This is a genomic window from Aeromonas schubertii, assembly GCF_000820105.1.
GTDB lineage: Bacteria > Pseudomonadota > Gammaproteobacteria > Enterobacterales > Aeromonadaceae > Aeromonas > Aeromonas schubertii.
Genome location: NZ_CDDB01000041.1, coordinates 64,951 through 89,874, shown reverse-complemented (window position 1 = coordinate 89,874; position 24,924 = coordinate 64,951). Strand labels below are relative to the sequence as shown.

General features: G+C 61.2%; 19 protein-coding genes and 1 tRNA gene. 7 read left to right on the top strand and 13 right to left on the bottom strand.

The window, feature by feature from the left end; all coding sequences use genetic code 11:
• Positions 1-10 precede the first annotated feature (10 nt).
• Entirely contained in the window at positions 11-589 is a 579-nt protein-coding gene (gene lpcA, locus BN1133_RS08695) for a D-sedoheptulose 7-phosphate isomerase (protein ID WP_050666141.1), read from the bottom strand.
• A gap of 246 nt (positions 590-835) precedes the next feature.
• Here lpcA and fadE point away from each other — a divergent pair, with 246 nt between their 5' ends.
• Positions 836-3,292 (top strand): acyl-CoA dehydrogenase FadE, encoded by a 2,457-nt coding sequence (gene fadE / locus BN1133_RS08690; RefSeq protein ID WP_050666140.1) that lies wholly within the window; start codon positions 836-838, stop codon positions 3,290-3,292.
• Positions 3,293-3,387: 95 nt separating this feature from the next.
• Here the strand turns inward: fadE and BN1133_RS08685 are convergent, their stop codons facing one another.
• The gene (locus BN1133_RS08685; protein ID WP_082177961.1) at positions 3,388-4,644 is read right to left on the bottom strand and encodes a TIGR03503 family protein; all 1,257 of its coding nucleotides are present in this window, start codon (positions 4,642-4,644) and stop codon (positions 3,388-3,390) included.
• Positions 4,632-5,369, bottom strand: a complete 738-nt coding sequence (gene dnaQ / locus BN1133_RS08680) for a DNA polymerase III subunit epsilon (protein ID WP_050666138.1) — start codon at positions 5,367-5,369, stop codon at positions 4,632-4,634. Before dnaQ ends, BN1133_RS08685 begins: the two co-directional genes overlap by 13 nt.
• 50 nt (positions 5,370-5,419) lie before the next feature.
• On the opposite strand from dnaQ, the gene rnhA reads away from it, so the two are divergent.
• A complete protein-coding gene (rnhA, locus tag BN1133_RS08675) occupies positions 5,420-5,884 on the top strand; it encodes a ribonuclease HI (protein ID WP_050666137.1) in 465 nt (154 codons plus the stop codon).
• Here the strand turns inward: rnhA and BN1133_RS08670 are convergent.
• On the bottom strand, positions 5,872-6,606 hold the full coding sequence (locus BN1133_RS08670; protein WP_050666136.1) for a class I SAM-dependent methyltransferase: 735 nt from the start codon (positions 6,604-6,606) through the stop codon (positions 5,872-5,874). The two genes, rnhA and BN1133_RS08670, sit on opposite strands and share 13 nt — an antisense overlap.
• A 71-nt stretch (positions 6,607-6,677) precedes the next feature.
• On the opposite strand from BN1133_RS08670, the gene gloB reads away from it, so the two are divergent.
• Entirely contained in the window at positions 6,678-7,442 is a 765-nt protein-coding gene (gene gloB, locus BN1133_RS08665) for a hydroxyacylglutathione hydrolase (RefSeq protein WP_050666135.1), read from the top strand.
• Between the two features lie 71 nt (positions 7,443-7,513).
• Positions 7,514-9,043, top strand: coding sequence for a LysM peptidoglycan-binding domain-containing protein (locus BN1133_RS08660; protein ID WP_050666134.1), 1,530 nt, complete (start codon positions 7,514-7,516; stop codon positions 9,041-9,043).
• 47 nt (positions 9,044-9,090) lie between these two features.
• Here the strand turns inward: BN1133_RS08660 and BN1133_RS08655 are convergent, their stop codons facing one another.
• A complete protein-coding gene (locus tag BN1133_RS08655) occupies positions 9,091-9,942 on the bottom strand; it encodes an endonuclease/exonuclease/phosphatase family protein (RefSeq protein WP_050666133.1) in 852 nt (283 codons plus the stop codon).
• Positions 9,943-10,056: 114 nt separating this feature from the next.
• On the opposite strand from BN1133_RS08655, the gene BN1133_RS08650 reads away from it, so the two are divergent.
• On the top strand, positions 10,057-10,281 hold the full coding sequence (locus BN1133_RS08650; protein ID WP_050666132.1) for a hypothetical protein: 225 nt from the start codon (positions 10,057-10,059) through the stop codon (positions 10,279-10,281).
• On the opposite strand, the gene yciA is transcribed toward BN1133_RS08650, so the two are convergent.
• The 5 genes from yciA to BN1133_RS08625 all read right to left on the bottom strand — a co-directional run bounded on the left by yciA (position 10,278) and on the right by BN1133_RS08625 (position 17,822).
• Complete coding sequence (yciA, locus tag BN1133_RS08645) at positions 10,278-10,679, bottom strand: acyl-CoA thioester hydrolase YciA (protein WP_193556660.1); 402 nt, start codon at positions 10,677-10,679, stop codon at positions 10,278-10,280. The genes BN1133_RS08650 and yciA overlap by 4 nt on opposite strands.
• A gap of 68 nt (positions 10,680-10,747) precedes the next feature.
• On the bottom strand, positions 10,748-11,521 hold the full coding sequence (locus tag BN1133_RS08640) for a Rossmann-fold NAD(P)-binding domain-containing protein (protein WP_082177960.1): 774 nt from the start codon (positions 11,519-11,521) through the stop codon (positions 10,748-10,750).
• Between the two features lie 242 nt (positions 11,522-11,763).
• Complete coding sequence (locus BN1133_RS08635; RefSeq protein WP_050666130.1) at positions 11,764-12,762, bottom strand: LacI family DNA-binding transcriptional regulator; 999 nt, start codon at positions 12,760-12,762, stop codon at positions 11,764-11,766.
• A gap of 182 nt (positions 12,763-12,944) precedes the next feature.
• Positions 12,945-14,840, bottom strand: coding sequence for a transglycosylase SLT domain-containing protein (locus BN1133_RS08630; protein WP_050666169.1), 1,896 nt, complete (start codon positions 14,838-14,840; stop codon positions 12,945-12,947).
• A gap of 102 nt (positions 14,841-14,942) precedes the next feature.
• Positions 14,943-17,822 carry a putative bifunctional diguanylate cyclase/phosphodiesterase gene (locus tag BN1133_RS08625; RefSeq protein ID WP_050666129.1) on the bottom strand — a complete coding sequence of 960 codons (2,880 nt, stop codon included), beginning with the start codon at positions 17,820-17,822 and terminating at the stop codon, positions 14,943-14,945.
• A gap of 374 nt (positions 17,823-18,196) precedes the next feature.
• Here BN1133_RS08625 and hpf point away from each other — a divergent pair, with 374 nt between their 5' ends.
• A complete protein-coding gene (gene hpf / locus BN1133_RS08620; RefSeq protein WP_050666128.1) occupies positions 18,197-18,535 on the top strand; it encodes a ribosome hibernation-promoting factor, HPF/YfiA family in 339 nt (112 codons plus the stop codon).
• Positions 18,536-18,581: 46 nt separating this feature from the next.
• Here hpf and BN1133_RS08615 read toward each other — a convergent pair whose 3' ends face one another.
• Positions 18,582-19,082, bottom strand: a complete 501-nt coding sequence (locus tag BN1133_RS08615; RefSeq protein WP_050666127.1) for a VC2046/SO_2500 family protein — start codon at positions 19,080-19,082, stop codon at positions 18,582-18,584.
• Between the two features lie 116 nt (positions 19,083-19,198).
• On the opposite strand from BN1133_RS08615, the gene BN1133_RS08610 reads away from it, so the two are divergent.
• A tRNA-Tyr gene (locus BN1133_RS08610) sits at positions 19,199-19,283 on the top strand.
• Positions 19,284-19,373: 90 nt separating this feature from the next.
• Here BN1133_RS08610 and tamB read toward each other — a convergent pair.
• Both tamB and tamA read right to left on the bottom strand, forming a co-directional pair.
• Entirely contained in the window at positions 19,374-23,081 is a 3,708-nt protein-coding gene (gene tamB, locus BN1133_RS08605) for an autotransporter assembly complex protein TamB (protein WP_050666126.1), read from the bottom strand.
• Entirely contained in the window at positions 23,078-24,787 is a 1,710-nt protein-coding gene (gene tamA, locus BN1133_RS08600; protein ID WP_449500900.1) for an autotransporter assembly complex protein TamA, read from the bottom strand. Before tamA ends, tamB begins: the two co-directional genes overlap by 4 nt.
• Positions 24,788-24,924: the final 137 nt, after the last annotated feature.

The following is a 24,924-nucleotide window of genomic DNA, read 5'->3' as shown; positions in this document are numbered from 1 at the left end:
CACCAGCCAATTACTTGGCCATCTCCTTCTCGACCAGCTGGATCAGGATGTGGATCACCTTGATGTGTACCTCCTGAATGCGATCGGCGTAGCCGAAGTGGGGCACACGGATCTCTACATCGGCCAGGCCGGCCATCTTGCCGCCATCCTTGCCTGTCAGGGCGATCACCTTCATCCCCTTGGCACGGGCGGCCTCGATAGCCTTGATGATGTTACCGGAGTTGCCGCTGGTAGAGATGCCAAGCAGCACGTCGCCGCGGCGACCGACCGCCTCGACATATCGGGAGAAGACGAAGTCGTAACCAAAATCATTGGAGACGCAGGAGAGATGGCTCGGATCCGAGATGGCGATACCGGCATAACCCGGACGGTTCTCCCGATAGCGGCCGGTCAGCTCCTCGGCAAAATGCATGGCGTCACAGTGGGAGCCACCGTTGCCGCAGGAGAGCACCTTGCCCTCCTCCTTGAAAGAGGCGGCCAACAGCTTGGCGGCGGCCTCGATATTCTGGATGTTTTGCTCGTCTGCCAGGAATTTCTGCAGCACGTCGGCCGCTTCGGTCAGTTCACTGCGGATCAGATCTTGGTACATGGTTGCTCTCTTTCAGTCAGCAATAACCGCGTCATTGTCGCACAAGGTTTTGCGCGCGTCGCCCCTTGCAAATCATTCTCAACCGACGATGGTCTCTGTCGATGCGGCCCCCATCACATTCACCAGCCGGGGTTTTGTAAACAACTTGATAATTCGCAACCTATCCATTACAAGATATCTCATGACCAACAGGTCAGACCTCCAGATGAGTCAGTGACTCGTTAACCCTATCGCAAGGAGCATACAATGACTACGGCCCTCACCCTGCTCGGGGTCCTGATCGTCATCGGAGCGCTGGCGTATCGCCGTACTCCTCTCTTGATGTCCACCCTGATCACCTTCGCAGCCCTGCTGGTCGGTAGCCTCTATGGCCACCTTCCCTGGCTGCTCTGGCTGCTGTTTGCCGCGGTGGCGCTTCCCCTCAATCTGGTCGAACTGCGCCGCAGCAACATCTCCAAACCCCTGTTCAAGCTCTACAAGGGGATCATGCCGGAGATGTCGCGCACCGAGAAAGAAGCTATCGAAGCCGGAACTACCTGGTGGGAAGCCGAGCTTTTTGCCGGCGACCCGGACTGGAAGAAGCTGCACCGCATTCCGGCCAACACCCTCAACGCCGAGGAACAAGCCTTCCTGGACGGTCCGGTAGAGACCGTTTGCCGCATGGTCAGCGACTGGGAGGTCACCCATCAGCGCGCCGATCTCTCCCCCGAGGTATGGCAATACCTCAAGGAGAACAAGTTCTTCGCCATGATCATCAAGAAAAAATATGGTGGTCTGGAATTTTCCGCCTATGCCCAGTCCTGCGTACTGCAGAAACTGACCGGTGCCAGCGCCGTGCTCGCCTCCACCGTGGGCGTCCCCAACTCCCTCGGCCCGGGCGAGCTGCTGCAACACTACGGTACCGAGGAGCAAAAGGATTACTACCTGCCTCGCCTGGCTGTGGGCAAGGAGATCCCCTGCTTCGCCCTGACCAGCCCCGAGGCTGGCTCGGATGCGGGCTCCATTCCTGATACCGGCGTCGTCTGCAAAGGCGAGTGGGAAGGCAAAGAAGTGCTCGGCATGCGCCTGACCTGGAACAAGCGCTATATCACGCTGGCTCCCATCGCAACCGTACTGGGCCTGGCCTTCAAGCTGCGAGACCCCGAACATCTGCTGGGGAGTGACGAGGAGCTCGGCATCACCTGCGCCCTCATTCCGACTCACCTGAAAGGGGTTGAGATAGGCCGCCGCCACTTCCCCCTCAATGTACCGTTCCAAAACGGCCCGACCCAGGCCAGGGATCTCTTCGTCCCCCTCGACTTCATCATCGGTGGCCCGGCCATGGCCGGTCAGGGGTGGCGCATGCTGGTCGAGTGTCTGTCGGTCGGTCGCGGCATCACCCTCCCCTCCAACAGCACGGGTGGCGTCAAGATGCTGGCCCTGGCCTCCGGCGCCTACAGCCGGATCCGTCGTCAGTTCAAGCTGCCTATCGGCAAAATGGAGGGGATCGAAGAGCCGCTCGCCCGTATCGGCGGTAACGCCTACATCATGGGAGCGGCCGCCAGTCTGACCGTTGCCGGTATCGATCTGGGCGAAAAACCCTCGGTCATCTCGGCCATCGTCAAGTATCACCTCACCGACCGCGCCCAGAAGTGCATCATCGATGCCATGGATATCCACGGCGGCAAAGGGATCTGCATGGGCCCGAATAACTACCTGGCTCGGGGCTATCAGGGGGCTCCTATCGCCATCACGGTAGAAGGGGCCAACATCCTGACCCGCTCCATGATCATCTATGGGCAAGGGGCCATCCGCTGCCACCCCTACGTGCTGACCGAGATGCTGGCCGCCGCCCATCCCGACCCCGAGCAGGGACTCAAGGACTTCGACAAGGCCATGTTCCGCCATGTGGGATTTGCCATGAGTAACATGGTTCGCAGCCTCTGGTTGGGGCTCACAGGTGGTCGTCTGGCTGGCTCCCCCTTCAAGGATGAAACCCGTCCCTACTACCAGAAGCTGGCACGCCTGTCGGCCAACCTCGCCTTCCTTTCGGACGTGGCCATGGGGACCCTGGGTGGGGAGCTCAAGCGCAAGGAGCGAGTCTCGGCGCGCCTGGGTGATGTGCTGAGCCAGCTCTATCTGGCCTCCGCCGCCCTCAAGCGCTTCGACGACGAGGGGCGTCAGAAGGGGGATCTGCCGCTGCTGCACTGGTCCTTGCAAGATGCCCTGTTCAAGGCCCAGCAGGCCATTGACGAGCTGCTGCGCAACTTCCCGAATCGCTGGATTGGCCGCGCCCTGCGCCTTCTGGTGCTGCCACTCGGTTGCGACATGCACAAGCCGTCTGACAAGCTGGACAACAAGGTCGCCCGCCTGCTGCAAACCCCGAGCGAGAGCCGCAGCCGTCTGGCCAAGGGGCAGTACCTCACCCGCGAGGAGGGCAACCCCTTCGGCCTGCTCGAGCAAGCACTCGATGATGTGCTGGCCGCCGAGCCGTTGTTTGACAAGGTATGCAAGGCCGATGGCATCAAGCGTCCCTTCACCGGGCTGGACAAGGTAGCCGACAGCGGTCTGGCTGCCGGCGTCCTGAGCGAGAGTGAGGCCGATGTGCTGCGCCGCGCCGAGGCAAGCCGGCTCTATACCATCAACGTGGATGACTTCGATCCCATGGAGCTGGCCGCCGACAAGTCTCTCTATCAACCGGCCAGCCTGCATCACGCAGCCTGATCCCGCAATGACAAACACCCTGCCTGGCAGGGTGTTTTTTTATCGGCTCATATGAGAAACAGACGCAAAGAGGGAAGCCAATGCTTCCCTCTTTTTCATTGCTCGGGCTGGTTGAGATCGAGCTCGGAGGCAGGCGCCTTGTTTTGGGCCTCCTGCGCCGCCTGCTGGGCCGCAAGGGCACGCTTGAGGGCTTTGCGCTTTTGCAACAGGATAAAACCGATCCCGCCCCCGAGCCCCATCAAGACGGCCAAACCGCCCAGCAGCCAGATCAGCCAACCGCTGCTCTCCTCGACCGGAGGCGCCTTGGGCTTGACCGCCGCGCTGATGACCGGCTCGGGAGGGGGCGGCGGCGGATAGATGTTGAAACTCTTGGTTGGCAGGGTCAGTCGGAACTCACGCCCGGACAGGGTAGTACCAAACAGGCTCCCCTCGATATGATAGAGCCCGGGAGCGGCCGGTTTCGGGAGCATAACCTCCAAATTTTGGCTGCTGGCCGTACCGTTGAAGGGCAGAGGGTGGCCGGCCGGGTCAATCACTCGCCCGGCAACGGCAATGCTGGTCGGCTCCACTTCATCCTTGTCGATGAGGAAGGTCAACCTGGGCCCCTTGGTTTCGCTCGGCAGTTGCATCTCATAACGAAACGGCATGGGATAGATGAGGATCTCCTGATGGCGAGCCCGGGCAAACACCTCGTTGCCCGTGCTGATCACGGTACGATACTTGCCCGCCGGAGCATCGAACAGCACCTCGGCCGTCATCACCCCATCATGGGGACGCTCATCGAGCCCCTTGCCATCGTCCAAGTAGCTACCTATGACCAGATCCTGTACCGGCTCCCCCTTCATCTCGGCGGTCTGGAAGCTCTGCAGCCGTACCGTCATGCCGAGGGAGGAGAGGTAGTCCTTGTCACGGGTCTGCGCTCCATCGATAAGCAGTCGCCCGGTCACCTTGACGCTCTCCCCCTGATAGAGGCGAAGGGGCAAGGGCTCGGTCTGCAGCTGGATGTTGGTCAGCAGGCGGATCCGGTTTTCAGGATCGAGTTCGGCAATGGCCTGCCAGGGGCCCGGCATCGGATCGCGTACCGTGATGAGATCGGCCTCGGGGGTGACCAGCCAGCCGATCTGTTCCTTGGGATGACGGTTGCTGTAGAGCTTGCTGCCATCGGGTTGTACCAGCACCACCGGAGCCGACCCCTCCCGCTTTTTCAGGATAAAGGTCACCTCGCGTACCCCGTGGTCGATACGAAAGCGGTTCTCAAGGAGCGGCACATCGCTCGCACCATATACGGTTGCCGCACTGAGCTGCCCACACAGGAGCAGCAGCGCAGCGCTCCAGCCTCTCACTGCCGCCACTGACAGCCCCCCCCCTTCTTTTGCACCAGATCCAGCCTCGCCTCATGGGTCGCCAGAACTTCTCCTTCGGCGCGGATCACTCGCAGAGGGGCCCGGTCTGCGGCGAGTCGGCGGATCCCGGTGTCCTGAGCCGCGCTGTCACTCTCGGCCGATTCGGTGGCCAGATTGAGCTTGGTCTGGCCGCCGGTCATCATCAGATAGACGTCGGCGAGGATCTCCGCATCGAGCAAGGCCCCGTGCAGAGTACGGTGTGAGTTGTCGATGCCGTAACGATCGCACAGCACATCCAGGTTGTTACGCTTGCCGGGGAAGAGCTCCCGCGCCATCACCAGGGTATCGGTGACGGTGCAGATATCCGTGGTCTTGAGACCCAACCCCAACTTGTCGAACTCGTAATCCATGAAGCCCACGTCGAAGGGGGCATTGTGGGCGATGAGTTCGGCGCCGCGGATATACTCGATAAAATCGTCAGCAATCTGATCGAAGCGAGGCTTGTCGCGCAGGAAGTCATCGGTGATCCCGTGCACCTGGATCGCTTCGGGATCGACCAGACGATCGGGCTTGATATAGACGTGGAAGTGATTACCGGTGAGCTTGCGGTTGATCACCTCGACGCAGCCGATCTCGATGATACGGTGTCCAAGGTAGTGGGGGCCGCCCCCCATGTTCATACCGGTGGTTTCGGTATCGAGGATTATCTGGCGCTGGGCCTGGGGTATGTTCATCATGGGATCTGTGTCAAACTCGGGTTTTCTCCAAGTTTACCCCAACGCGCATGCTAAAACAGATTGATTTATATACGGATGGTTCCTGCCTCGGCAATCCGGGACCGGGTGGGTACGGCGCCGTCCTCATCTATGGCAAACATCGCAAGGAGCTGTCGGCCGGTTATCGCCTCACTACCAATAACCGCATGGAGCTGATGGCAGCCATCGCTGGGCTGCGCACCCTGAGTGAATCCTGCCAGGTTCGCCTGACCACCGACAGCCAATACGTGAAGCAGGGGATCACCCAGTGGATCACCGGCTGGAAACGCAAGGGATGGCTCACCGCCAACCGGGAACCGGTCAAGAATGTCGATCTGTGGCAGCAACTGGATGCCGAGGTGGCTCGCCATCAGGTGGAGTGGCTCTGGGTTAAGGGGCACTCGGGACACCCGGAAAACGAACGTTGCGACGAGCTGGCCAGAGAGGCCGCATCGGGCCCCTCACTGGCCGATGATACCGGCTACCGCCCCTGACCTTCTGCGACCCTGGCCATCCCCGGGGTGGTCAGGGTTCGGGGCAGATTCCAGCGTTTTTGCACCGGCTGGAGGGGAATGCGCCGCTTGCGGGCGGCGATGACATAGACGGAGGAGAAGGCGCGGCAATAGTCATGCCCCAGGCTCTCCCGCCACCAGCCGACCGAGCTCTTTCGCCCCATCCAGGAGTAACCGAAACGCTCCTCGAACATCACCTCGAACCCCAGCAGTTGCAGCCAGTCGGTCACCCGTCCCGGTGTAAACATGCGCGCCGACCAGGGAAGCTGACGGCGAAACCAGGGGAGCATCTTCCCCACCCCCAACAGGCTCATCGGATTGTAGCCGCTGAGGATGATCCAGCCATCCGGTGTTAACACCCGTTCAACCTCCCGCAGCACCTCATGGGGGTCCTGGCTAAAGTCGAGGGTATGTGCGAGCAGGCAGGCATCGACGCTGCCACAGCGCACCGGCAGTTGCGTCGGCTCTCCCTGCATGGCGAGATCCCGCCCCAGCGGAGCGACTGCGGCCTGATGGCGAATCGTGGAGCAGCGACAGGAGAGCTCAGCACTGAGCGCACCAATCTTGAGAAGGTGGTAACCAAACAGATGGGGACACCAGAGATCGAGACGAGACTGCACCTCGCTGGCAATCCAGTCCCCCAGCGGCAATTCACACCAGCTGGATGGACTCACGATTTGTCGTTCGCTACGGGCCACCTGCATAATAGGGCTCGTTCCGGGTAGGGGAGACACTCCCTTTATATAAGATAGCCAGACCAAAGAGAAGCCATTGCATGTATCAAGTCATCACGGTTCCGGCCTTTTCAGATAACTATATCTGGTTGATTTGCAAAGATAATCATTGTCTAGTTGTCGATCCTGGCTGCGCCGGTCCCGTGCTCGAGCGGATCGCCGTGCTGGGACTGACCCTGGATGCCATCCTCATCACCCATCATCATCAGGATCACTGCGGTGGCGTCACCGAATTGCTTGAGCAGGCCCCCAACGCCAGACTCTATCTACCTCGCCATGAGACGACCCCGGGGCTCGACGGCATACGGGTAGACGAAGGTGATGAGATCCACTGGCACGGTTTGACGCTGCAGGTGATGCATCTGCCGGGACATACCCATGGCCATGTGGCCTACTACGGCGGTGGCATGCTGTTTTGCGGTGACACCCTCTTTAGCGCCGGATGTGGCCGCCTGTTTGAGGGGAGTCCGGAACAGCTCCATCACTCGCTGCAACGTATCGGTGAGCTGCCCGGGCAGACTCGGCTCTATCCAGCCCATGAGTACACCCTGTCCAACCTGAGATTTGCCATCACGGTTGAGCCCGATAATCCGGCGATCGCCGCCGCCCTGCGGGAAGTCAGCAAGCTGCGCCAGCAGGGGGTACCCTCCCTGCCGACGACCCTGCAACGGGAGAAGGAGATCAACGTGTTTCTTCGATGCGAACACGACAGTGTAAAATTTTCTGCGGAAAAACACGTTTATTCACCGTTGGATACACCACAACTTGTCTTCAAAACCCTGCGACAATGGAAGGATGTTTTTTGAGCAAACCTTGATCCGGGGGGGATAGCCGCTTAGTATGTCGGCTGTTTTACCGATTGGATGACCTGAGAGTGATGAAGGTTCGAACGGCCTTGTTGGCAGCCTTGTTTCTAAGTGGCTGCCAAAACCTGAGTAATCAGGATGACCGGGCGCTAACGGCTATCGAGCCGATCAAGTCCCCCCAAGTCAGCAAGAAGACCCACAAACGCTATGCCTCCGGTGTGTGGCTCAACGACGATCAGCTCGAGTCTGTCGCAGGCAGTGACGATCTGTGGGTTCGTATCAGCGAAGATATGCAGCTGGAGGTACCGGATAACGACCGGGTCCGACGACAACGGACCTCCATTCTGCGCAATGAACGTCACATGGCGACCATTGCCAGTCGTGCTGAACCCTACCTCTACCTGATGGTGGAGGAGATCGAACGGCGCGGGCTGCCAATGGAGCTGGTCGTGATACCCATGATCGAGAGCACCTTTGATCCGACAGCACGCTCCCGCAGTAATGCGGTGGGGCTGTGGCAATTTGTCCCCCAGACCGGCCGTAACTTCGGTCTGGCTCACGATCGCTGGTATGACGGGCGCAAAGACGTGGTCGCCTCGACCCGTGCCGCCCTCGACTATCTGGAGTACCTCAACCGCTTCTTCGACGGGGACTGGCTCAACACCATGGCCGCCTACAACGCCGGGGAAGGACGGGTACGTAACGCCATCGTGCGTAACCAGAAGCGTGGGCAGTCAACCGATTACTGGTCTCTGGATCTGCCCCGGGAGACCGAGCAGTACGTGCCCAAGATCCTGGCCATGGCTGATGTCATCAGTAACTCGGAGCGCTACGGTCTCTCCCTGCCCAATCTGGCCAACGAGCCAAAACTGCGTGCCATCGATGTGGGCGGGCAAATCGATATCGCCACCGCCGCCAATCTGGTGGGCATGCGCCAGAGCCAGCTCAAGGAGCTCAATCCTGCACTGGTACGTGGCGTCACCTCGCCCCGAGGTCCCCATAGGATCATGGTACCGGTTGAATACGCCGATTCCCTCGAGCTGGCCCTGGCGGACCTGCCCCGAAACGAGCGTGTCAAAGGTCGCAGCTATCAGGTTGAGCGGGGAGATACCCTCTCCCTCATCGCCAGTCGCCATGGGGTCAGCGTCAGTGAGTTGAAGATGACCAACAATTTGCGCGGTAACAGCCTGCGTGCCGGCCAGACCCTGCACTTGCCGGCTGGGGCCGTCGATAGTGGTCGAACCCTGGCCAGTCGTGAGCCCGTCAGCAAGCGCGCTTCGGCGGTGACCCGATACACGGTCAAGGCCGGAGATACCCTGTGGGAGATCAGCCGCAAGCATGGCGTTCCCCAGAAGTCGCTGATGCAGTGGAATGGTCTGTCGGCCCGCGCCACCCTCAAACCGGGAGCCAAGCTTGTCATCAAGGGGAAATCCGGCAACGGCTCGGTGAGCTATCAGGTTCGCCGTGGGGACTCCCTCTCCTCCATTGCCGCCAAGTTTCAGGTTGCCGTGGTGGATGTGATGCGCTGGAACCAACTCAACAAGCGCAGCTACCTGCAACCCGGCCAGACACTGACCCTGTTTGTCGGTGATAACGGTTAAGGCAATCAATACTGAAAAGAGACCCGCCAGTTGGCGGGTCTCTTTTTTTATTCCTGCGGAGTCAGGCTCTGGGCCTTGAATCGCGCCACGATGGGATTGTGATCCGACGCCTCTGTACCGGGGGCGCTCACCTCCACCAGATCGAGATCACGATAGTAGAGGTGGTCGAGCGGGCGACCAAAGGCGGTGCTACGGGTGTCGGGAACCGGTCTGGCCTCTTTCAGGCTGAGCTCCCCGGCCAAGCCATCGAGCCAACGCTGACGCTTGTCGCTCCAGGTATTGAAGTCCCCCGCCAGAATGACGGGCCCCTGATGACGTCGGACCAATGCCGTCAGCTCGTTGAGCTGCTCCCGGTAACCGGCCATCCCCAGCTCGAAGTTGACCGCATGGAGGTTAACCACCAGCACCCCGTCCGGATCACCATCCAGAGGATAGAGGCTAACCAGTCCAGACTTGGGGATCCTGAAAAAGGGCTCGGGAGAACGAACGCCACAGACGAAAGCCCGGGGGGTTTTGGCCGCCGTCATCACCCCCAGGGAGCTCTGTCCCTGGGTGAAGGCCTGCACCTGCTGCCACTCGAAACCACCGTCTCGTAGCCAGCCGAGCAACTCGGGTGTCGTCTTGCTCTCCTGAAGCAGCACCAGATCCTGCTCCAGGGCGAAACGATCCATGCCGGCGAGCCACTCCTTGCGCTGGCTCTTGTAAAGATTCCAGACCGTCACCCCGAATTCACGGGGAAGCGGGCGATTGGCCAGGGCTACCAGTGGCGGAGCATCACAGCCAGTGCCGGGGACGACCCCTTCGGCCGTCACAAAATAGCCCTGCTGCGGTACCTCAAAGCAACCGACCAGGCCGATAGCCAACAGGGAGGAGCCCAGAATGCGATAACTTTTTTTCATTGAAGAACAACCACCTGTGTCAGCAATGCTACCCCTTAACCCAACTGAAAGGAAAAACAGCTAGGCTCATACTTCGTCTGATGCAACGCAGATCCACCTTGCCGGAGAGCGCCCATGACTCGACATAACCAGTACCGGATCACCTTCTTTGACCGCCATGGGATGAGCAATCAGATCGAGCTGAGCACCCCTTATCTCATCATGCGGGACTCCCAGTGCGATCTCTGTCTGTTCGATCTCGATCACTGTATCGGATCGGAGGAGACGATCGAGCACATGATACGGCAAAAGACCGGGGTTGATGAGGAGATCTCCATCATCAGCGCCAGCCCCCTCTAGTCGTGACGCGGTACCGGGCGCGGCCGACCCTGATCGTCGATGGCCACATAGTTGAAGATCCCCTCGGTCACGCAGTAACGCTGCGCTTCATTCTCCCGCAGCACGGGCTTGACCCACACCTCTAGCTTGATGCGCATCGAGCTGCGGCCGATCCGCTCACAGCGACCATAGCAGCAGACCACATCCCCCACCTTGATGGGATTGTGAAAGGTCATCCCCTCAACCGAAACGGTACAGATCCGTCCTTTCGCCAACTCCTTGGCCAGAATGCCGCCGCCTATGTCCATCTGGGACATGATCCAGCCGCCGAAGATATCGCCGTTGGGGTTGGTATCGGCCGGCATGGCCAGGGTTCTGAGTAGGAGTTCTCCGTCGGGCTGACGTACTGTATCGACCATGCTTACTGCTCTCATAGAATGGATGGGGGGCATGATAGTGATCCCCCCCGCCCTTGGCAAACCGCAATCTACCCCTGCTTGAGCCAGATCATGGGGTCTGGCCAACGATACTCGAACCCCAGCTCCTGACACAGGCGCACACCACTCAGTGGCAGATACTCCCCCTCCGGTGGCTCGAAGCGGGGTGGTGCCAAAGCAAGCGCCCGTGCGGCCTGGCCATAAAATACCTCACGGGTGGGGTGCCCGGGGGCGCTCACGACATACTCTTCTATCCCGCTCGACAACTCGAGCAGCAGCAAGATGGCGTTGACCACATCTTCCTGGTGGACCAGGTTGACGGCTCGCCCACCCCCACTCGACGCTCGCCCTGCCAGAAAACGGCCAGGATGACGCCCGGGACCATAGAGACCGGATGGACGCAGCACGGTGACCGAATCAATGCCACACTGGCGGGCCGCCTGCTCGGCCAGCAGCAGGCGCCGGGCACGCTCCCCCTGCCCGGCCGGAGTCTCCCCCTCTTGCTGCCCCTCGGCATAGACAGAGGTGGCACTGACCAAGAGCAGATGACGGCAGCCCGATGCGCGCGCGCGCGAGGCGATGTCGGCGATCGCCGCAGGGTAATCGGCCACCTTGCCGGGGGGGATCGCCACCACCACCTTCTCGCACTCGGGCAGTGGCCACTCATCACCGACCATAAAGGGATAGGCTTGCAAGCCGGCCTTGCCAAGCTCTATCGCCTTCTCTTGGGAAGTACAGGTGACCGCGACAGCCTCCCCCCGCGACCGCAACACCCTGGCGAGGGGAAGCCCCAGCCAGCCGGCACCAATCACCGCATACCTCATCGTACCTCCGGACAAAAAAAAACGGCCATCCATGATGACCGTCGAAAGTAACGAAGGAAATAGCTGGATTGTCCAGATACTTCCCACAGCGGGAAAATCGGGAGCCAGGCTCCTAATTCGTGAGGCCTATGCTAGAGGTTAGCGACTCAAAAAGCTTTGAAGCCGATCACGTTTGAAAAGGATTTCTGAAAGCGATTTCAAAAAAGTAAAAAAGAAGGGGCCCTGTCAGGCCCCTTCTCCCATCACGCGACCGACTCGCGCACGATGAGCTCGGGCTCAAACTTGCGTGGTAACGCGGGCATGGGGTCGCCTTCGAGCAGTGCCAACGCCAGCTCGGCGGCTCGCTCTCCCATGGCCTCGATGGGATATTTGACCGTCGTCAGCTTGGGGTAGGTGTAGCGGGCATAGGGGATGTCGTCGAAACCAACGACCGAGACCTGTTCCGGGATCCTGAATCCCCGCTCCAGCAGGCAGGAGATAGCCCCGGCCACCATGCCATCGTTGAATCCGAGTACGGCCGTAAAGTCCACTCCACGCTCCAGCAGCTCAGCCATGGCCACATAGCCACCCTGCTCATCGGCGAAGGCCTTGCCGATGAGCGACTCATCCACTGCAATCCCGGCCTTGGCCAGGGTCACGCGATACCCCTCCATCCGCTGACGCCCATCGACGAAGGTGTCATCATCAGAGGTGACGAAGGCGATACGGCTATGTCCCCTGTCGATGAGCAACTGACATGCCGTCTCGATCCCCGCCTGGTTATCGAACCAGACACAGCGATCCTCGGCCCCCGGTATGAGGCGATTGATAAAGATAACCGGGGTGTCCCCTTGCGCCAGCTCGGCCAGCTCCTCGTCCGGCAATGCCTTGCTGTGCAGGATCAAGGCGTCACACTGGCGCTGCAGCAGGGCCTGGATGGCATGGCGCTCACGCAGCTCCTCATGGTTGCCTGACATGACGATGGTGAACTTGTTGGCCTCGTCGACGATACGCTCTACCCCGCGCATCATCTGTGCGAAGAAGGGGCCACCGCAGAGGTCACCCACCAGCAGGCCAATACAGTTTGAACGCTTGCTCACCAGCGCCTGGGCAAAGCTGTTGGGACGGAAATTGAGCTCCTTCATGGCAGCCATGACGGCTTCACGTTTTTCGGGCGCAACCTGGGCCGTATTGTTAATCACACGGGAGACCGTGGAAATAGACACATTGGCCAATCGGGAAACGTCTTTGATCGTTGCCACTCGCACATCCTTTGTTGGGGGATCTGTCACTGTTTCCGGCATTATACCCGCGCCGGTTGCGGTAAACCTTGGTGCTGATCAGCACCAAGGTTACTTATCGTAATAAACTCTTGCGTAGCCTTGGATATTAACCCCTTTGCCCGCCCCTTCCTATCTCTCCCTTCTGGCCGGGAAAAAGGGGGTCAATAGCGGCCGTGCAGCTCCGCATCGCTGAGCAGCTTCAGTGGCTGACGGCGCTTGTGCTCATAGATGAGGTTAAATGAGAGGATGTTCTGCACATAGTTGCGAGTCTCCTTGAAGGGGATCCCCTCAACCCACACGTCCACCGGCTTGCCATCACTCTGGGCCCGCCAGCGAGCCACCCGTCCCGGCCCCGCATTGTACGCCGCCGCCGCAAAGATGCGGTTACCGTCATAGTTATCGAGCAGCCCCTTGAGATAGGCACTGCCCAGGCGCACGTTCACATCCGGATTGAAGAGCTGCTGTTCACTGCGGTAGGGAAAGCCAATCTTGCCTGCCGTGTGCCTGGCCGTAGCCGGCATCAGCTGCATCAGGCCGCGAGCCCCCACCGGAGATTGCGCCAACGGGTACATGGCACTCTCTTGCCGGGAGATGGCATAGAGCAGGGAGCTTGGCATGCCATGCTCACGAGCCACCCTGTCATAGGTCTGCCGCAGCGGCATGGGGAAACGCAGATCGAGGGCATCCCAGGCCTCGGCGCGAATGGTGCCAAGGATGGCCAGATCGTGCCACCCCTGTCCCTCGGCCAGGGCGGAGAGCACCAGCTTCTGCTCGCGCTCGCTGCGATCCACATTGTGCACCCACTCGGAGCGAGCAGCCGTCAGCTCATTCATCGCCTTAAGCTCACGGATCCTGGCCAGGAAAGGCCAGTGACGCACGGCCTGACTCCAGGTGGGCACCTTGGCCGGGTACTCATTTTTCAGGCGATAGGGGGCACCGGCGCGCTGCGCCGCGAGGAAACCGTAGTAACCTCGCATGGCAGCCACCTCGCGGTAGAGCGTCCTGGCCTGCCCCGCCTCTCCGCGTTTCTCCAGGGATCGGGCCAGCCAGTAGCGCCAACGCTCGCTCTGCTGCAGGGCAGGCGGCATCCCCTTGATCCAGCCAGCCAGACGCTGCCAATCTTGCTCCCAGACGGCGAGACGGGCCCGCAGCTCCAGCAGCTCCTCATCACTGGAGGAGCGCATCCAGCCATCGAGCCATGAGCGACGCTCCGTGGAGCGATCCAGCAGCAGTCGGCGAGCGGCGGCCCGCTCTACCGGCTGCATGGCCCCATTGGAAAACCGATAACGCCCCTGATAGACAGCCAGCAGATCCAGTGCCCGGGTCGGCGCCTCATTGGCATAACGGGCCAATCCCAACAACAACACCTCACGACCCTTGGCCGTGTTCGGATAGTTTGCCCCCTGCGTCACCCGGGAAGGACGATCCAGGGTCTCCTGCATCAGCTTGCCATAGGGTTGTTCGCTGCCAAGGGCGACCGACAGATGGCGAATAAGGGCGGGATTTCCGGCCTCGAATGCCAGCGTCATCCGTTTCCAAACCTTGGCCTGGGTGCGCAACCCACGCCCCTGCCAGAGGGCAAAGAGGCCGTCGCAGGCATCCGGACGTGACTCACCACTCATCCAGAGCGATTCTGCCGCCTTGAGGGCCTCATCCCGATGGCCGGTCTGGTATCTGGCCTCGTAATGGAGACAACGCAGCCCGGTGGACTCCGGCAGCTCGGGATAGAAGGTCAGGAAACGGGACCACTGCTGGCTTTGCGCCAGATATTGCAGATAGCTGCGCTCCAGACGGTTCGACTGGGGAGTGTCGGCGTGCTGGCGGATAAAACGGGTCACCTCGGCATAGTCGGCCTGACCGGGACGAAAGGCGAGCCGGTAGTAATCGAGATAAGGCAACAGGGGGTAGTGACTCAGGCGGGCTCTGATCTGGTAAAAGCGCCCCATGTCGTTGGCTCGCACGGCCTCATGGGCCTGGCGATAGAGGGTTTGCTCCGTGGTTTGTGCCAGCAGGGGCACACTCAGGGCACACAGGACAACACCGATAACGGCTCTCAACGGTATCTGCTCCATATGGTACGGCATCCCGCCGCCGCCATGAAAAAGGGTCTTGGGATTATTTTACCCAAGACCCTAATGGATAATGAACAATTTTACGTGTCAGCCTGACACCTGATACTCCATGGCGGGATTGCGTCGCTGGCGCTGTACGTAACGCGCCAGGTTCTCGGCCGGCAAGGGTTTGGAGGCGAGATAGCCCTGATAGAAACAGCATCCCTGGGCCTGCAAAAACTCCAGCTGCTGGCGAGACTCCACGCCTTCTGCCGTGACGTTGAACCCCATGTGCTTGGCCATGGCGAGCACCGCCTCGACGATGGCCATGTTGTCGGCATCACGGGGAATGTCCTGAATGAAGCTGCGATCGATCTTGAGCTCGTCCGCAGGCAGTCGCTTGAGATAGCTCAGGGAGGAGTAACCCGCCCCGAAGTCATCGATGGCAAAGCTGATCCCGAGCCCTTTGAGCTCGCCCATCTTGTTGATGGTATCTTCCGCATGTCCCAGCACCACCGACTCGGTGATCTCCAGGTTGAGGCGCGCCGGATCCATGCCGGTCATGGCGAGTACCTCGTGTACCCGATCGACGAAGTCGGGGGCATGAAACTGCTTGGCACTGACGTTCACCGAGACCTGGGGTAGATGGATTCCCGCCTCCTCCCAGGCCACAAATTGGTGGCATGCCTCGAGCAGCACCCAGTTACCTATGTCGACGATGAGATCCGTCTCCTCGGCGATGGGAACAAACTCCGCCGGGGAGATCATGTTGCGCCCCGGGGGATGCCAGCGCAGCAGCGCCTCGACGCCGATGATCTCGCCTCCTTGCACCATGTGCTGGGGCTGATAGTGAAGCAGCAACTCGTTGTTCTCGAGGGCACTGCGCAGCTCGTTGTTGATCAGCAAACGGCGGTCGGCCTGCCACTGCATGGAGGCATCGAAGAAACGCAGGGTCCGTCGCCCGGCAGATTTGGCCTGATACATGGCAGTGTCGGCCTGCTTGAGCAGATCCTCCACCCCCTGATCCCGGCCCGGGAAGAGGGTCACCCCGACGCTCGCACCGATATGCAGGGATTGTCCGGCGAATGGATAGGGCGCCGAGAGCTCGGCAATCAGGCGCTCGCCCACCAGATCGGCCTGCATCTCGGCCTGGGGAGGACTGGCCGAGAGGCGGGGCAAGAGCAACACAAACTCGTCCCCTCCCAAACGGGCGAGAAAATCACCCTGGCGGGTCAGCCGCTTGAGCCGCTCAGCGACTTCGCGCAGCAACCAGTCACCGGTGGCATGCCCCAGGGAGTCATTGATGGTCTTGAAGTGATCGAGGTCGATAAAGAGCAAGGCACCGATGATGTCGCTGCGCTGCGCCTCGGCAAAGGCACTGGTCAAGGTCTCCTGCAGCTGCCGCCGGTTGGGTAATCCGGTGAGTTCATCGTAATAGGCGAGATCCTGGATCTGCCGCTGGGCAGCCTTGCGATCAGAGATATCTTCGAAGCAGATCACGAAGTGAGTGAGGTGATCCCGCTCATCTTTAACCGGGGTGACGATTTCCCAGTGATGAGTGACGCTGCCATCACGTCGCTGGCGCTGGATCTCTCCCTGCCAACGGTCCAGATGGTCCAGCTCATACCCGAGACCGCCACACCAGATCCCCTCTCCCAGGGTCAACCCCAGCACCTCATCACTCTCGTAACCGGTAAGCTGGCTGAAGGCCTTGTTGACCCGCAAGATGGTAAAGTCAGGATCCGTGATGACGATCCCCTCGTGGGTCTCAAACGCAACGGCAGAGAGGCGAAGCTGCGCCTCGACCTGCAGACGTTCCATCTCGGCGCCAATACGGCTGGAGAGGATCTTGAGCAGGGAGTCCAGATCGGCCACCAACTCCGCATGGAGGCAAGTGAGGGCCAGGTGACCGACCACCACTCCATGACCATCCTGCAGCGGCATCCCGTAGTAATAACGTTCCGCATCGCCGAGCATGCGCTGATGGAGGGAGAGGCCCCCATAGACCCCCTCACAGAGGCTGCCCATCAGCGGGTATTCGGGCCCGGGGTGTTCTCCCACGGCCGAGAGGATGCGCAACTGCTCATGACCATGACGCTCGGCAAGCCAGGCCCCTTCAACCCCCTTGACCTCGAACAGGCGCTCCACCAGGGTGTCGATAAAGGCCATTCCGGTCTTGGCCGAGAGCGCCAATGAGAAACGCTCCAGCAGATCGCTGCGACGCCGCCACTCCTCGGCCTGGCGGGAGATGCGCATCTGCTCGACGGCCCGGCTCATCAACAACATGGCCCCACGCAGCAGAGCCAGCTGCTCCAGAACGAGCGGCGAGTCGGGCGATGACCACTGACACAGCACCATTCCCTGTGGCTCGCCATCGAGCCAGATGGGGATGACCAGCAGGCTCTTCCCGGTCAATAACGGGGCCAGAGGCTGGGCCAATGGATGCCGGTTCGCCTGCTCCAGCACCAGGGGACCGGTCAGCCGAGTCACCGAAAACAGCGCCTCCAAGGTATGACTGGAGAGCCGTTGCCCCGCCAGAAGGCCCCGGCTGTCATAGTGACACCCAAGAGAGTGATCCTGCTCCTCCCCCATCCAGACCGAGCAGCACACCACCCCGAGGGAGGCCTGCAACCAGAGAGTGAAGTGGTGATAGAAAGAGGAGAGGGCCTCGGGCCGTGCGGTCAGATCGCAGGCCAGTTCGACCAGCGCCTGAAACGGCGAGGCAAAGAGATGCTCTGCGGCCAGACCATCCAGGGTCAGCAACCCGACGCATCCAGCCCCATGGGAAACCGGCGAGAGGTTTAAGGAGGCGCTGACTCCGTCACCCAGGTTCCCTCGCCACTGTTCAGAGGCCCCGTGACGACAGACCTTATGCCCCAGACGGGCGAGCAGGGCCGGCTCGGGCAAGCAGCCACGGTGAGCCAATCGCTCCGCCACACGGCGTGGTGACCAGACCCCCTCCTCCTCGCGGCCATCAAAAAACCACATTAGTTGTGCACTCTGCGCACTCATCGAAAACCCCGAAACAAATCGACTGCGCATGGGCACATCCCATCGCGAAACAGGGTATCTGTCCCTGAATGCCTCAGGAGGACACAAAAGCTAGACCGGTAGGAGATGGCCCGAAACGGGGCCGAAAACAGGTGCTGCCAAGGAAGGGACAGATACGACTCGATAATCGACATAGTGCCTGCACGATCCGGCAAGCTCAAGCCCTTTTTCCAAGAGAATCAAGGACGATCACATTTGTTGGCAGCACGGGGCAGCAAGCGGAAAAAATGTGATTCATGTCACATTTTTATAGATCTCATTGGGTAATCTGAAGATGAAGAGACAAGCAAGACGACCCGAAGGGGGGTTATATGAAAGTAGAAATCATCAGCAAAGTCATGGATATCACCCCGGCAATCCGCGAGCGTATCGAATCTCGCTTCGACAAGCTCGAGCGTCTGCAAGTGCCTCTGATCAAGCCCCATGTGGTAGTGGGCAAGGAGGGTCAAACCTTTGTCATCGAAGCCACGGCCAGCATTCCCAGCGGCACCCTGTTTGCTCAGGCAGAGCATCTGGATCTCTATGCCGCCATCACCGATCTGGGCCAGAAACTGGAGCGTCAAATCAACCGCCACACCGAAAAACCCAATGCCCATCGTGGCGCACGCTCCGGCAAGGAGCAGTGCCGCACCGACGTTGTCGATGCGTGATTCAGCCTCATCAGAGACGAGGCGGGGAAACCCGCCTCTTTGTTTTTCAAGCCGCCGCCGGAAAGAGCGCCACCTCACCCTCATGCAGGGTATCCAGGATGGAGAGTAGCAGCGGCGGTTTGGCCTGCAGCGGAGCCAGCTCACTGCTCTCATGGTCCACCGCCCGGCGCGCCCGGGGGGAGAGGTTCTGATACACCTCGGGCTCAATCGGATGGCGTTGCAGCTGCAGTGGTTGGGGGTGTAATGCCAGCGCCAGGCGAATATCACTCATGGTTCCCCCCTGCTGCAAAGCCGCCCCCCATGCGCTGAGATCGCCCCCCCCCTCTGTCACCAGGGGTTGCTCGGGCGGCAGTGCAAACTGCTCCCGCAGTGCACGTGCCTCCCCCTGCGCTGCCACGGGGCGCTGCAACCAGGGAAGCTCATCCACCCGCTCGTCGAGCAAGGAGAGCCAGAGACGAAAGTCGGCCCTGTCTCCATGCTGGAGATCCACATTAAGCCGAGAGCCCAGCAGGCGCTCATCGATCAGGGGATGTACGGAGGGGGACATGGGAACTCCAGACGGATAACCTCTCCTGCTATCGGCACCATCTGGATGAATTTAAGGGCTTTTTTCAAAAAAGACTTCACAAGCCCAAGAGAAGTGGCTACTATGCGCCTCGTTTTGGAGGGGTTCCCGAGCGGCCAAAGGGATCAGACTGTAAATCTGACGGCTCTGCCTTCGAAGGTTCGAATCCTTCTCCCTCCACCATCTTCAGAAAAGCCCGACCTCGTGTCGGGCTTTTTGCTATCCGGTGTTCGCTGCCGTCCACAGAGAGGGGAGCCTGAGCTCCCCTTCCCGTCAGAACTCGAAGCGATAAAAGATATCCACCGCCTGGGCAATGCCGGTCAAGGCCTGCAGGTAGAGGCGCGGCATCAACTCGTAGCGGAGCTTGAACTCGGCAATGGGGCTAAACACCCCCACCCCATACTGCAGTTGCAGGCCCGGCAGCAGATAGGCGGAAAGCGTCACCTGGGTCTCATCGCCACTGCCCGCCGTATCCAGGCTCACATCGCTGAGCCCCAGCGTCTCCCCGATGTCGGAGACCACGCCACCCGCCTGACTCACGGCACCGGCCACCAACAGGCCATTGAAGCCCCCATCCTGGCCCCCGGTCTGCAACCCCTTGCCGCGCAGCAGGTAGGAGAGACGCTCGGACTCCGACATGGCAGGATCCGAGTAGACGCTGATCTTGGGCTTGGTCGCCGGCCCCGTCACCTTGACCCCGACCGTGACATTGTCCTCCACCGTCTCGGGATTGCGGATGGCATTGATATTGAGATAGGGCTGGTCCAGCGGACCGGAGAAGCGGATCTTCCCCTCCTGAATGAGCAGGTTCTGCCCATATGCCTTGAAGCGCCCGTCATTGAGCTGGATCTCACCCCGTGCCGAGAGAGGCTTGCCCTCATCCTGATTCAGACGCAAGTGTCCCGCCAGCTGGGTTCGCAGCCCCATGGCATCGAGCCTGACATCGGGGCCAATGCCGACCTGAACCCGCATCTGGAGCGGCAATGGGGCAGGTGGCGGCAAAGGTGCCCTGTCATCCATCACCACCTGCACATCCGAGGAGAGCCCCACTGCGCTCTCGGGCAGACTCTTGACCAGGATGCGGGCCCAGGGGATCTCCACAGAGCCGGTGATCTCCGTCTTCTCACCCAACGAGATCGCCAGATCCGGCGTGACCCTGACCTTGCCCATGCCCGGGTATTGCGCCTCCAGCCCCTCTCCCTTGATGGTGAGGGAGCCACGCAGCGGCGGTTGGGCCCACTCCACAAAGCCGCCCAGGGTCAGGGGGCCCTTCCCCACCAACACCTTGCCATCGATCTCGGCCCGCTCCCCGTTGACTCGCAGGCGGGTGTCCAGGCCGCTGAGGGTCACCATGTCGGCGTGGGTTTGCACCTCACCGTCACGCAGGCGTAACTCCCCGTAAAGGAGTGGCCTGGCCAGCGTTCCCTCCAGGCGTACCTGGCCTGCCAGCGCGCCCTTGAGCTCACGGACCTCGGGCAGCAGCGGGGCAAAGGCATCGGGATGGAGCTCCCCCAGGGTCACACTCCCCGAGAGCAGGCCCCGCCCCATGGGCTCATCGACCCTTAGCCGGCTCTCCAGCGAGCCGAGCTGACGGGAGGCAAAGTTAAAGGCCAGGCTGGCCTGGCGGGCATCCATCTCGACTCCCAGCACCAGACTCTGATAGGGGGTCTTGAGTCGATCGCTCACCAGGGTCCCCGGGGTGGTGCGTACCGTGGCGCGCACCTCGGGACGACTCCCCTTCCACCCGGCGCGCCCCTCGGCCGAGAGGAGCGCCTGCCACTGGAAGTTATCGGGCAACCAGGGACGAAGCCGGGTGAGATCAAAATCACTTAAGGCAAAGTCCAGACTCCCCTCCGGGGCCGAGAAGCGTCCCTTATCCAGACAGACAGAGGCCTTGCCCGAATCGAGGCAGAGCTCATCCGTCTCGGCACGCATCTGGCGGGTGTCCAGGGACAGGCTCCAGGGATGACGTAACTGCCACCCGTCGAGGGGGGTATCGAGCTCCCACTTGTCCAGACGCCCGCGCCAGAGCGACTGCTGCAGTGAGCCGGAGAGGGCGAGTCGGGTCGAGAGCGGCTTGCCAGCCATGGCCAGGGTCAGGGAGTGGCGGTTCAAGTCCCCTTCCAGCTCGGCCGTGACCTTGCGAAGCCTAAGCCCCTCTTGCCTGACACTGGCGATGGCTGCGGACAACTTGCCGGCGGGTGCCGAACCCAGAGTCAGGTCTCCCCCCAGGCTTAAGGCGCGCATGTCGAGCCCGGCGTAGTAGAGGCGATCACTGCCGAGCGCGATGGCGAGCACAGGTCTGGCCTGATCGCCTGCGACCCGGACACTGCCGGTGAGATTGCCCTTGAGACCGGGATAGAGGCCTGCCAACTCGGGGGCGACAATCGTGGTATCGAGGGCCCAGCGGCCCGGCGTCAAGGCACCGGAGACCTTGAGCGTGTTGGGCCCCGTGGTCAGTTGCAGGGCGGGGATCTGCCACTCCAGTCTGTCATTGCCTTCGAGCCTTCCCTCCAGGGAGAGAGGATATTGATTGAGGCGTCCCCGCACCGCGAGAGAGGGCAGCGCAAGCCGCCACCCCTTGTCATCGAGCCGGAAACGGCTCTCGATCGCCCCCGTCAGCTCCCCCTTGATCTCGGGAACCAGGGCATGGGGATCGAGGCCATTGAAGTGCGCCTTGCCCTGCCACTCAAGCCCCTTGTCCCAGGCAAGCTGGCCATCCACCTTGAGAGTGCCGTTCAAGGCGGCCAGATCCAGCGCCAACTGCTTGAGGCGGTTGAGATCACCCTCTCCTGCCAGCTTGAGGGTGAAGGGGGGCAGGTCACTCCCGTCACCAGCCGTGTCGAGGGCAAAACGATAACCCTCCAGATTTCCCTTGGCCGTGAGCGACCCCTGCTTGAGGCGATAGACCGCCTCCCCCTCGGCCGGCTTGTTGAGCGGCCAGCGCAGGGGAGACCAGTTGAGCCTGGCGTCAAAGGGAAGCCTGGGCTCCAGAGGGGAGAGGTTACCCTTCAAAGTGGCGTTGATCTTGCCCTTGGCTTCCAGGGAGAGGGCCAGTGTGGCCACAGAGCCGCTGGCGACCAGACGCAGCTTCTCACCGGCCAGCTCCTCGAGTAGCCCCTTGCCCAGGGTGCCGTCGAGAGTCAGGCTGAGGGGATAGTCGTCACTGAGAGTGACCTTGCCCGCCACAGAGAGGCTGGCCATGTCGTGCTCCAGGGTAAGCCGCTCTATCTGAACCAGATCATCGACGGCACTCACCTTGAGGGCGGCACGCCCGACTCGCTCCTCCCTCTCACCATCCCGATAGATGAAGTGAGTCAGCGCCAGATTGTCGATCAGCAGGGGAAACGGGAGGTGCACGGCGGGCAGGGTCAGCGCCTCGGCACCACCGCTAGAGGGCGTCCCTCCTGCCGGCGCCGCCTCAGGGGCCGATGCAGTGGGAGAAAGGGCGACGGTGAGTCCATCTACCCTGGGCCCCTGAACGGTGAGCCCATGGCGGGTGAGACGGGCGCCGATCTCGCCCTCCTTGAGGGCCAGGGTCAGGCCGGGAAGGGCGAGATCCAGGCCCTTGATCCGCAAGGTGTCGACCTCGACGCGAAGGGGCAGTGGATGCCAGATGAAGGGCTCATCGTTTTGTGGCTCCGGTGCAGTCTGGCTCTGGGCCACCCGCACCACGGGGGAGTCCACCTCGAGGCGCTTGACCCAGAGTCGCCCCTTGAGCAACTGGCCCAGATCCCACTCCAGCTGGACCCGTCCGATGGCGACATCCACCAGCTCATCCTGCCAGCCCACCCCTTCCAGGGTCCAGCCATAGCCAAGCTGGCCGGCGACCAGCTCTCCCTTGAGCTGGGGCAACTGAGCCCTGGCCTGCTGCCACAACCAGAGGTTACCCGCATGGGTAAAGCCGAGCAGCGAGACGGCGACCAGCAGCAAAAAGAGCAGGGCCAGCAGCCAGAGCAGCCCCTGTTTTATCCAGTTCATAGTTCAGGCCCCAGGGCAAAATGGATTCGCCACGGCTTGTCTTCTTCAGAGATACCGACCGCCACATCGACCCGCACCATGCCGATAGGTGTCACCCAGCGAACACCGACGCCCGTGCCAATCTTCCAGGGTTCGGAGTAGTCGTTGGTGGCCGTCCCTGCGTCGACGAAGAGGGCCCCCAGCCAGCTTTCGTTCACGCGGTAGTTATATTCGATGCTGCCCGCCGAGACATAACGGGCCCCCAGCAGACGGCCCTGGCTGTCTTTGGGAGAGATGGTTTCATAGCCGTAGCCCCGCACCGTCTGATCGCCGCCGGTGAAGAAACGCAGGGATGAGGGCACCTCGGTGAAGCTGTCGCCAATGATGGCCCCCTGCTCGGCACGAAACAGGAAGCGGTGATCATCCCCCAAGGTACGCAACCACTTGGAGCGCCCCCACACCCGCAGGAAGCTGGTATCAGAGCCCCACTCGGTGGCGGATGCCTCCACCAGCAGCTGTTGCCGATCCCCCCAATCGGGCAGGATCCCCCCCCGCAAGCGAAGGCGGGACCAGGAGACCCCGGGCAGCAGCAAGAGGCTGTTACCCACATCCTCACCCTGCTCGTAATCTTCATAGAGCAGGCGCAGATAGACATCCCGGTCCCACCCATCGGGGCGCTTCTTCCAGCGATGCACCCCCACCGTGGTGAGATCGGAGCGGGTATCGTTCATCTGCTCGTGCTTGAAGCCTCCCAACACCGAGTAGTAGTCCTGAAGGGGATTCCCCACCGGGATCTGATAGTCGAGACTCACTTCGGCCTTGGGCTGGGAGATCTTGATGTCACTCTTGAGCTTGTGGCCATGACGGTTGATCCAGGGCTTCTCCCAGCTGGCCGACATGCGCGGCCCCTCGTCGGTGGAATAGCCAAGACCCAACTCCACCTCATGCTTCTCACGGGGGGAGAGGGTTACCTGCATGGGCACGACCCCGTTGCTGGCATCGGCCAGTCGGGGGCGGATATCGGTCTCGCGAAACAGGCCGGTCGAGGAGATATCCTGAGACATCTCGGCCAACGTGATGGCCAGATAGGGCTCACCCGTCTTGATACGGATCAGGGGGCGGATCAGCTTGACCGCCTCCGGGGTTGCCTCGTAGGAGATGGCGCCATAGTGGTAGCGAACGCCGGAGTCATAGACGATGAGGATGTCGGCCGCCTTTTGCTCCGGCATCACCTTCACCTCGCTCTTGGTGATGCGGGCATCGAAATAGCCTCGCGAGAGCCCCAGATTGCCCAGGCTCCCCTTGATGCTCTCGTACTTGCCGTGATGAAAGGGCTCCCCCTCCTTGAGGGGCAGGCTGTCGAGCAGGCGACTGTAGGCCTCATCGTGGGCGGCAGCCCCACGCAGCAAAATATCCAGATGGCGAACCAGAACCGGTTCACCGGGCTTGACTGCGATGCGCACCCGTCCGGCACGCTCCTTGTCCAGAGAGAGCTGGATCTTGGGGGAGTAGTAGCCCACCGCCTGCAACCCCTGGCGTGTCACCTCGCGGATCTTCTCCCGGGCGGCGCGGTATTGGCGCTCCTGATAGGTGGGCAAGCCATTGAGGTAGGCTTCGACGTTATCCTTGGCCTCTCCCTTGAGCCCCTCAACGCGGTAAGTAAGTTGAGCCGCCGCCAGTGTCGGGGCCAACAGGAGCATCGCCAGGGCGCAGATAATTCGTAGCAGGGCCCCTTGGCCCCGCCATCCCTGGTTCCAGTCATGCTGCACCACTGCCACTCCTCACCGTTTCGATTGTTTAGAGACCCTTTTGAGCGCCAGTATCCTAGCACACCCGGCGCGGCAAGAATCTCGTCCTCCCCTCT

Bases quoted from the DNA above. Each gene is read 5' to 3' on its own strand.
- rnhA (WP_050666137.1), top strand. From the start codon at position 5,420: ATGCTAAAACAGATTGATTTATATACGGATGGTTCCTGCCTCGGCAAT.
- BN1133_RS08615 (WP_050666127.1), bottom strand. From the start codon at position 19,082: ATGTCCCCCTCCGTACATCCCCTGATCGATGAGCGCCTGCTGGGCTCT.
- lpcA (WP_050666141.1), bottom strand. From the start codon at position 589: ATGTACCAAGATCTGATCCGCAGTGAACTGACCGAAGCGGCCGACGTG.
- BN1133_RS08670 (WP_050666136.1), bottom strand. From the start codon at position 6,606: ATGCAGGTGGCCCGTAGCGAACGACAAATCGTGAGTCCATCCAGCTGG.
- BN1133_RS08660 (WP_050666134.1), top strand. From the start codon at position 7,514: ATGAAGGTTCGAACGGCCTTGTTGGCAGCCTTGTTTCTAAGTGGCTGC.
- hpf (WP_050666128.1), top strand. From the start codon at position 18,197: ATGAAAGTAGAAATCATCAGCAAAGTCATGGATATCACCCCGGCAATC.
- fadE (WP_050666140.1), top strand. From the start codon at position 836: ATGACTACGGCCCTCACCCTGCTCGGGGTCCTGATCGTCATCGGAGCG.
- gloB (WP_050666135.1), top strand. From the start codon at position 6,678: ATGTATCAAGTCATCACGGTTCCGGCCTTTTCAGATAACTATATCTGG.
- yciA (WP_193556660.1), bottom strand. From the start codon at position 10,679: ATGGTCGATACAGTACGTCAGCCCGACGGAGAACTCCTACTCAGAACC.
- BN1133_RS08640 (WP_082177960.1), bottom strand. From the start codon at position 11,521: ATGAGGTATGCGGTGATTGGTGCCGGCTGGCTGGGGCTTCCCCTCGCC.
- BN1133_RS08655 (WP_050666133.1), bottom strand. From the start codon at position 9,942: ATGAAAAAAAGTTATCGCATTCTGGGCTCCTCCCTGTTGGCTATCGGC.
- tamB (WP_050666126.1), bottom strand. From the start codon at position 23,081: ATGAACTGGATAAAACAGGGGCTGCTCTGGCTGCTGGCCCTGCTCTTT.
- BN1133_RS08650 (WP_050666132.1), top strand. From the start codon at position 10,057: ATGACTCGACATAACCAGTACCGGATCACCTTCTTTGACCGCCATGGG.
- dnaQ (WP_050666138.1), bottom strand. From the start codon at position 5,369: ATGAACATACCCCAGGCCCAGCGCCAGATAATCCTCGATACCGAAACC.
- BN1133_RS08625 (WP_050666129.1), bottom strand. From the start codon at position 17,822: ATGTGGTTTTTTGATGGCCGCGAGGAGGAGGGGGTCTGGTCACCACGC.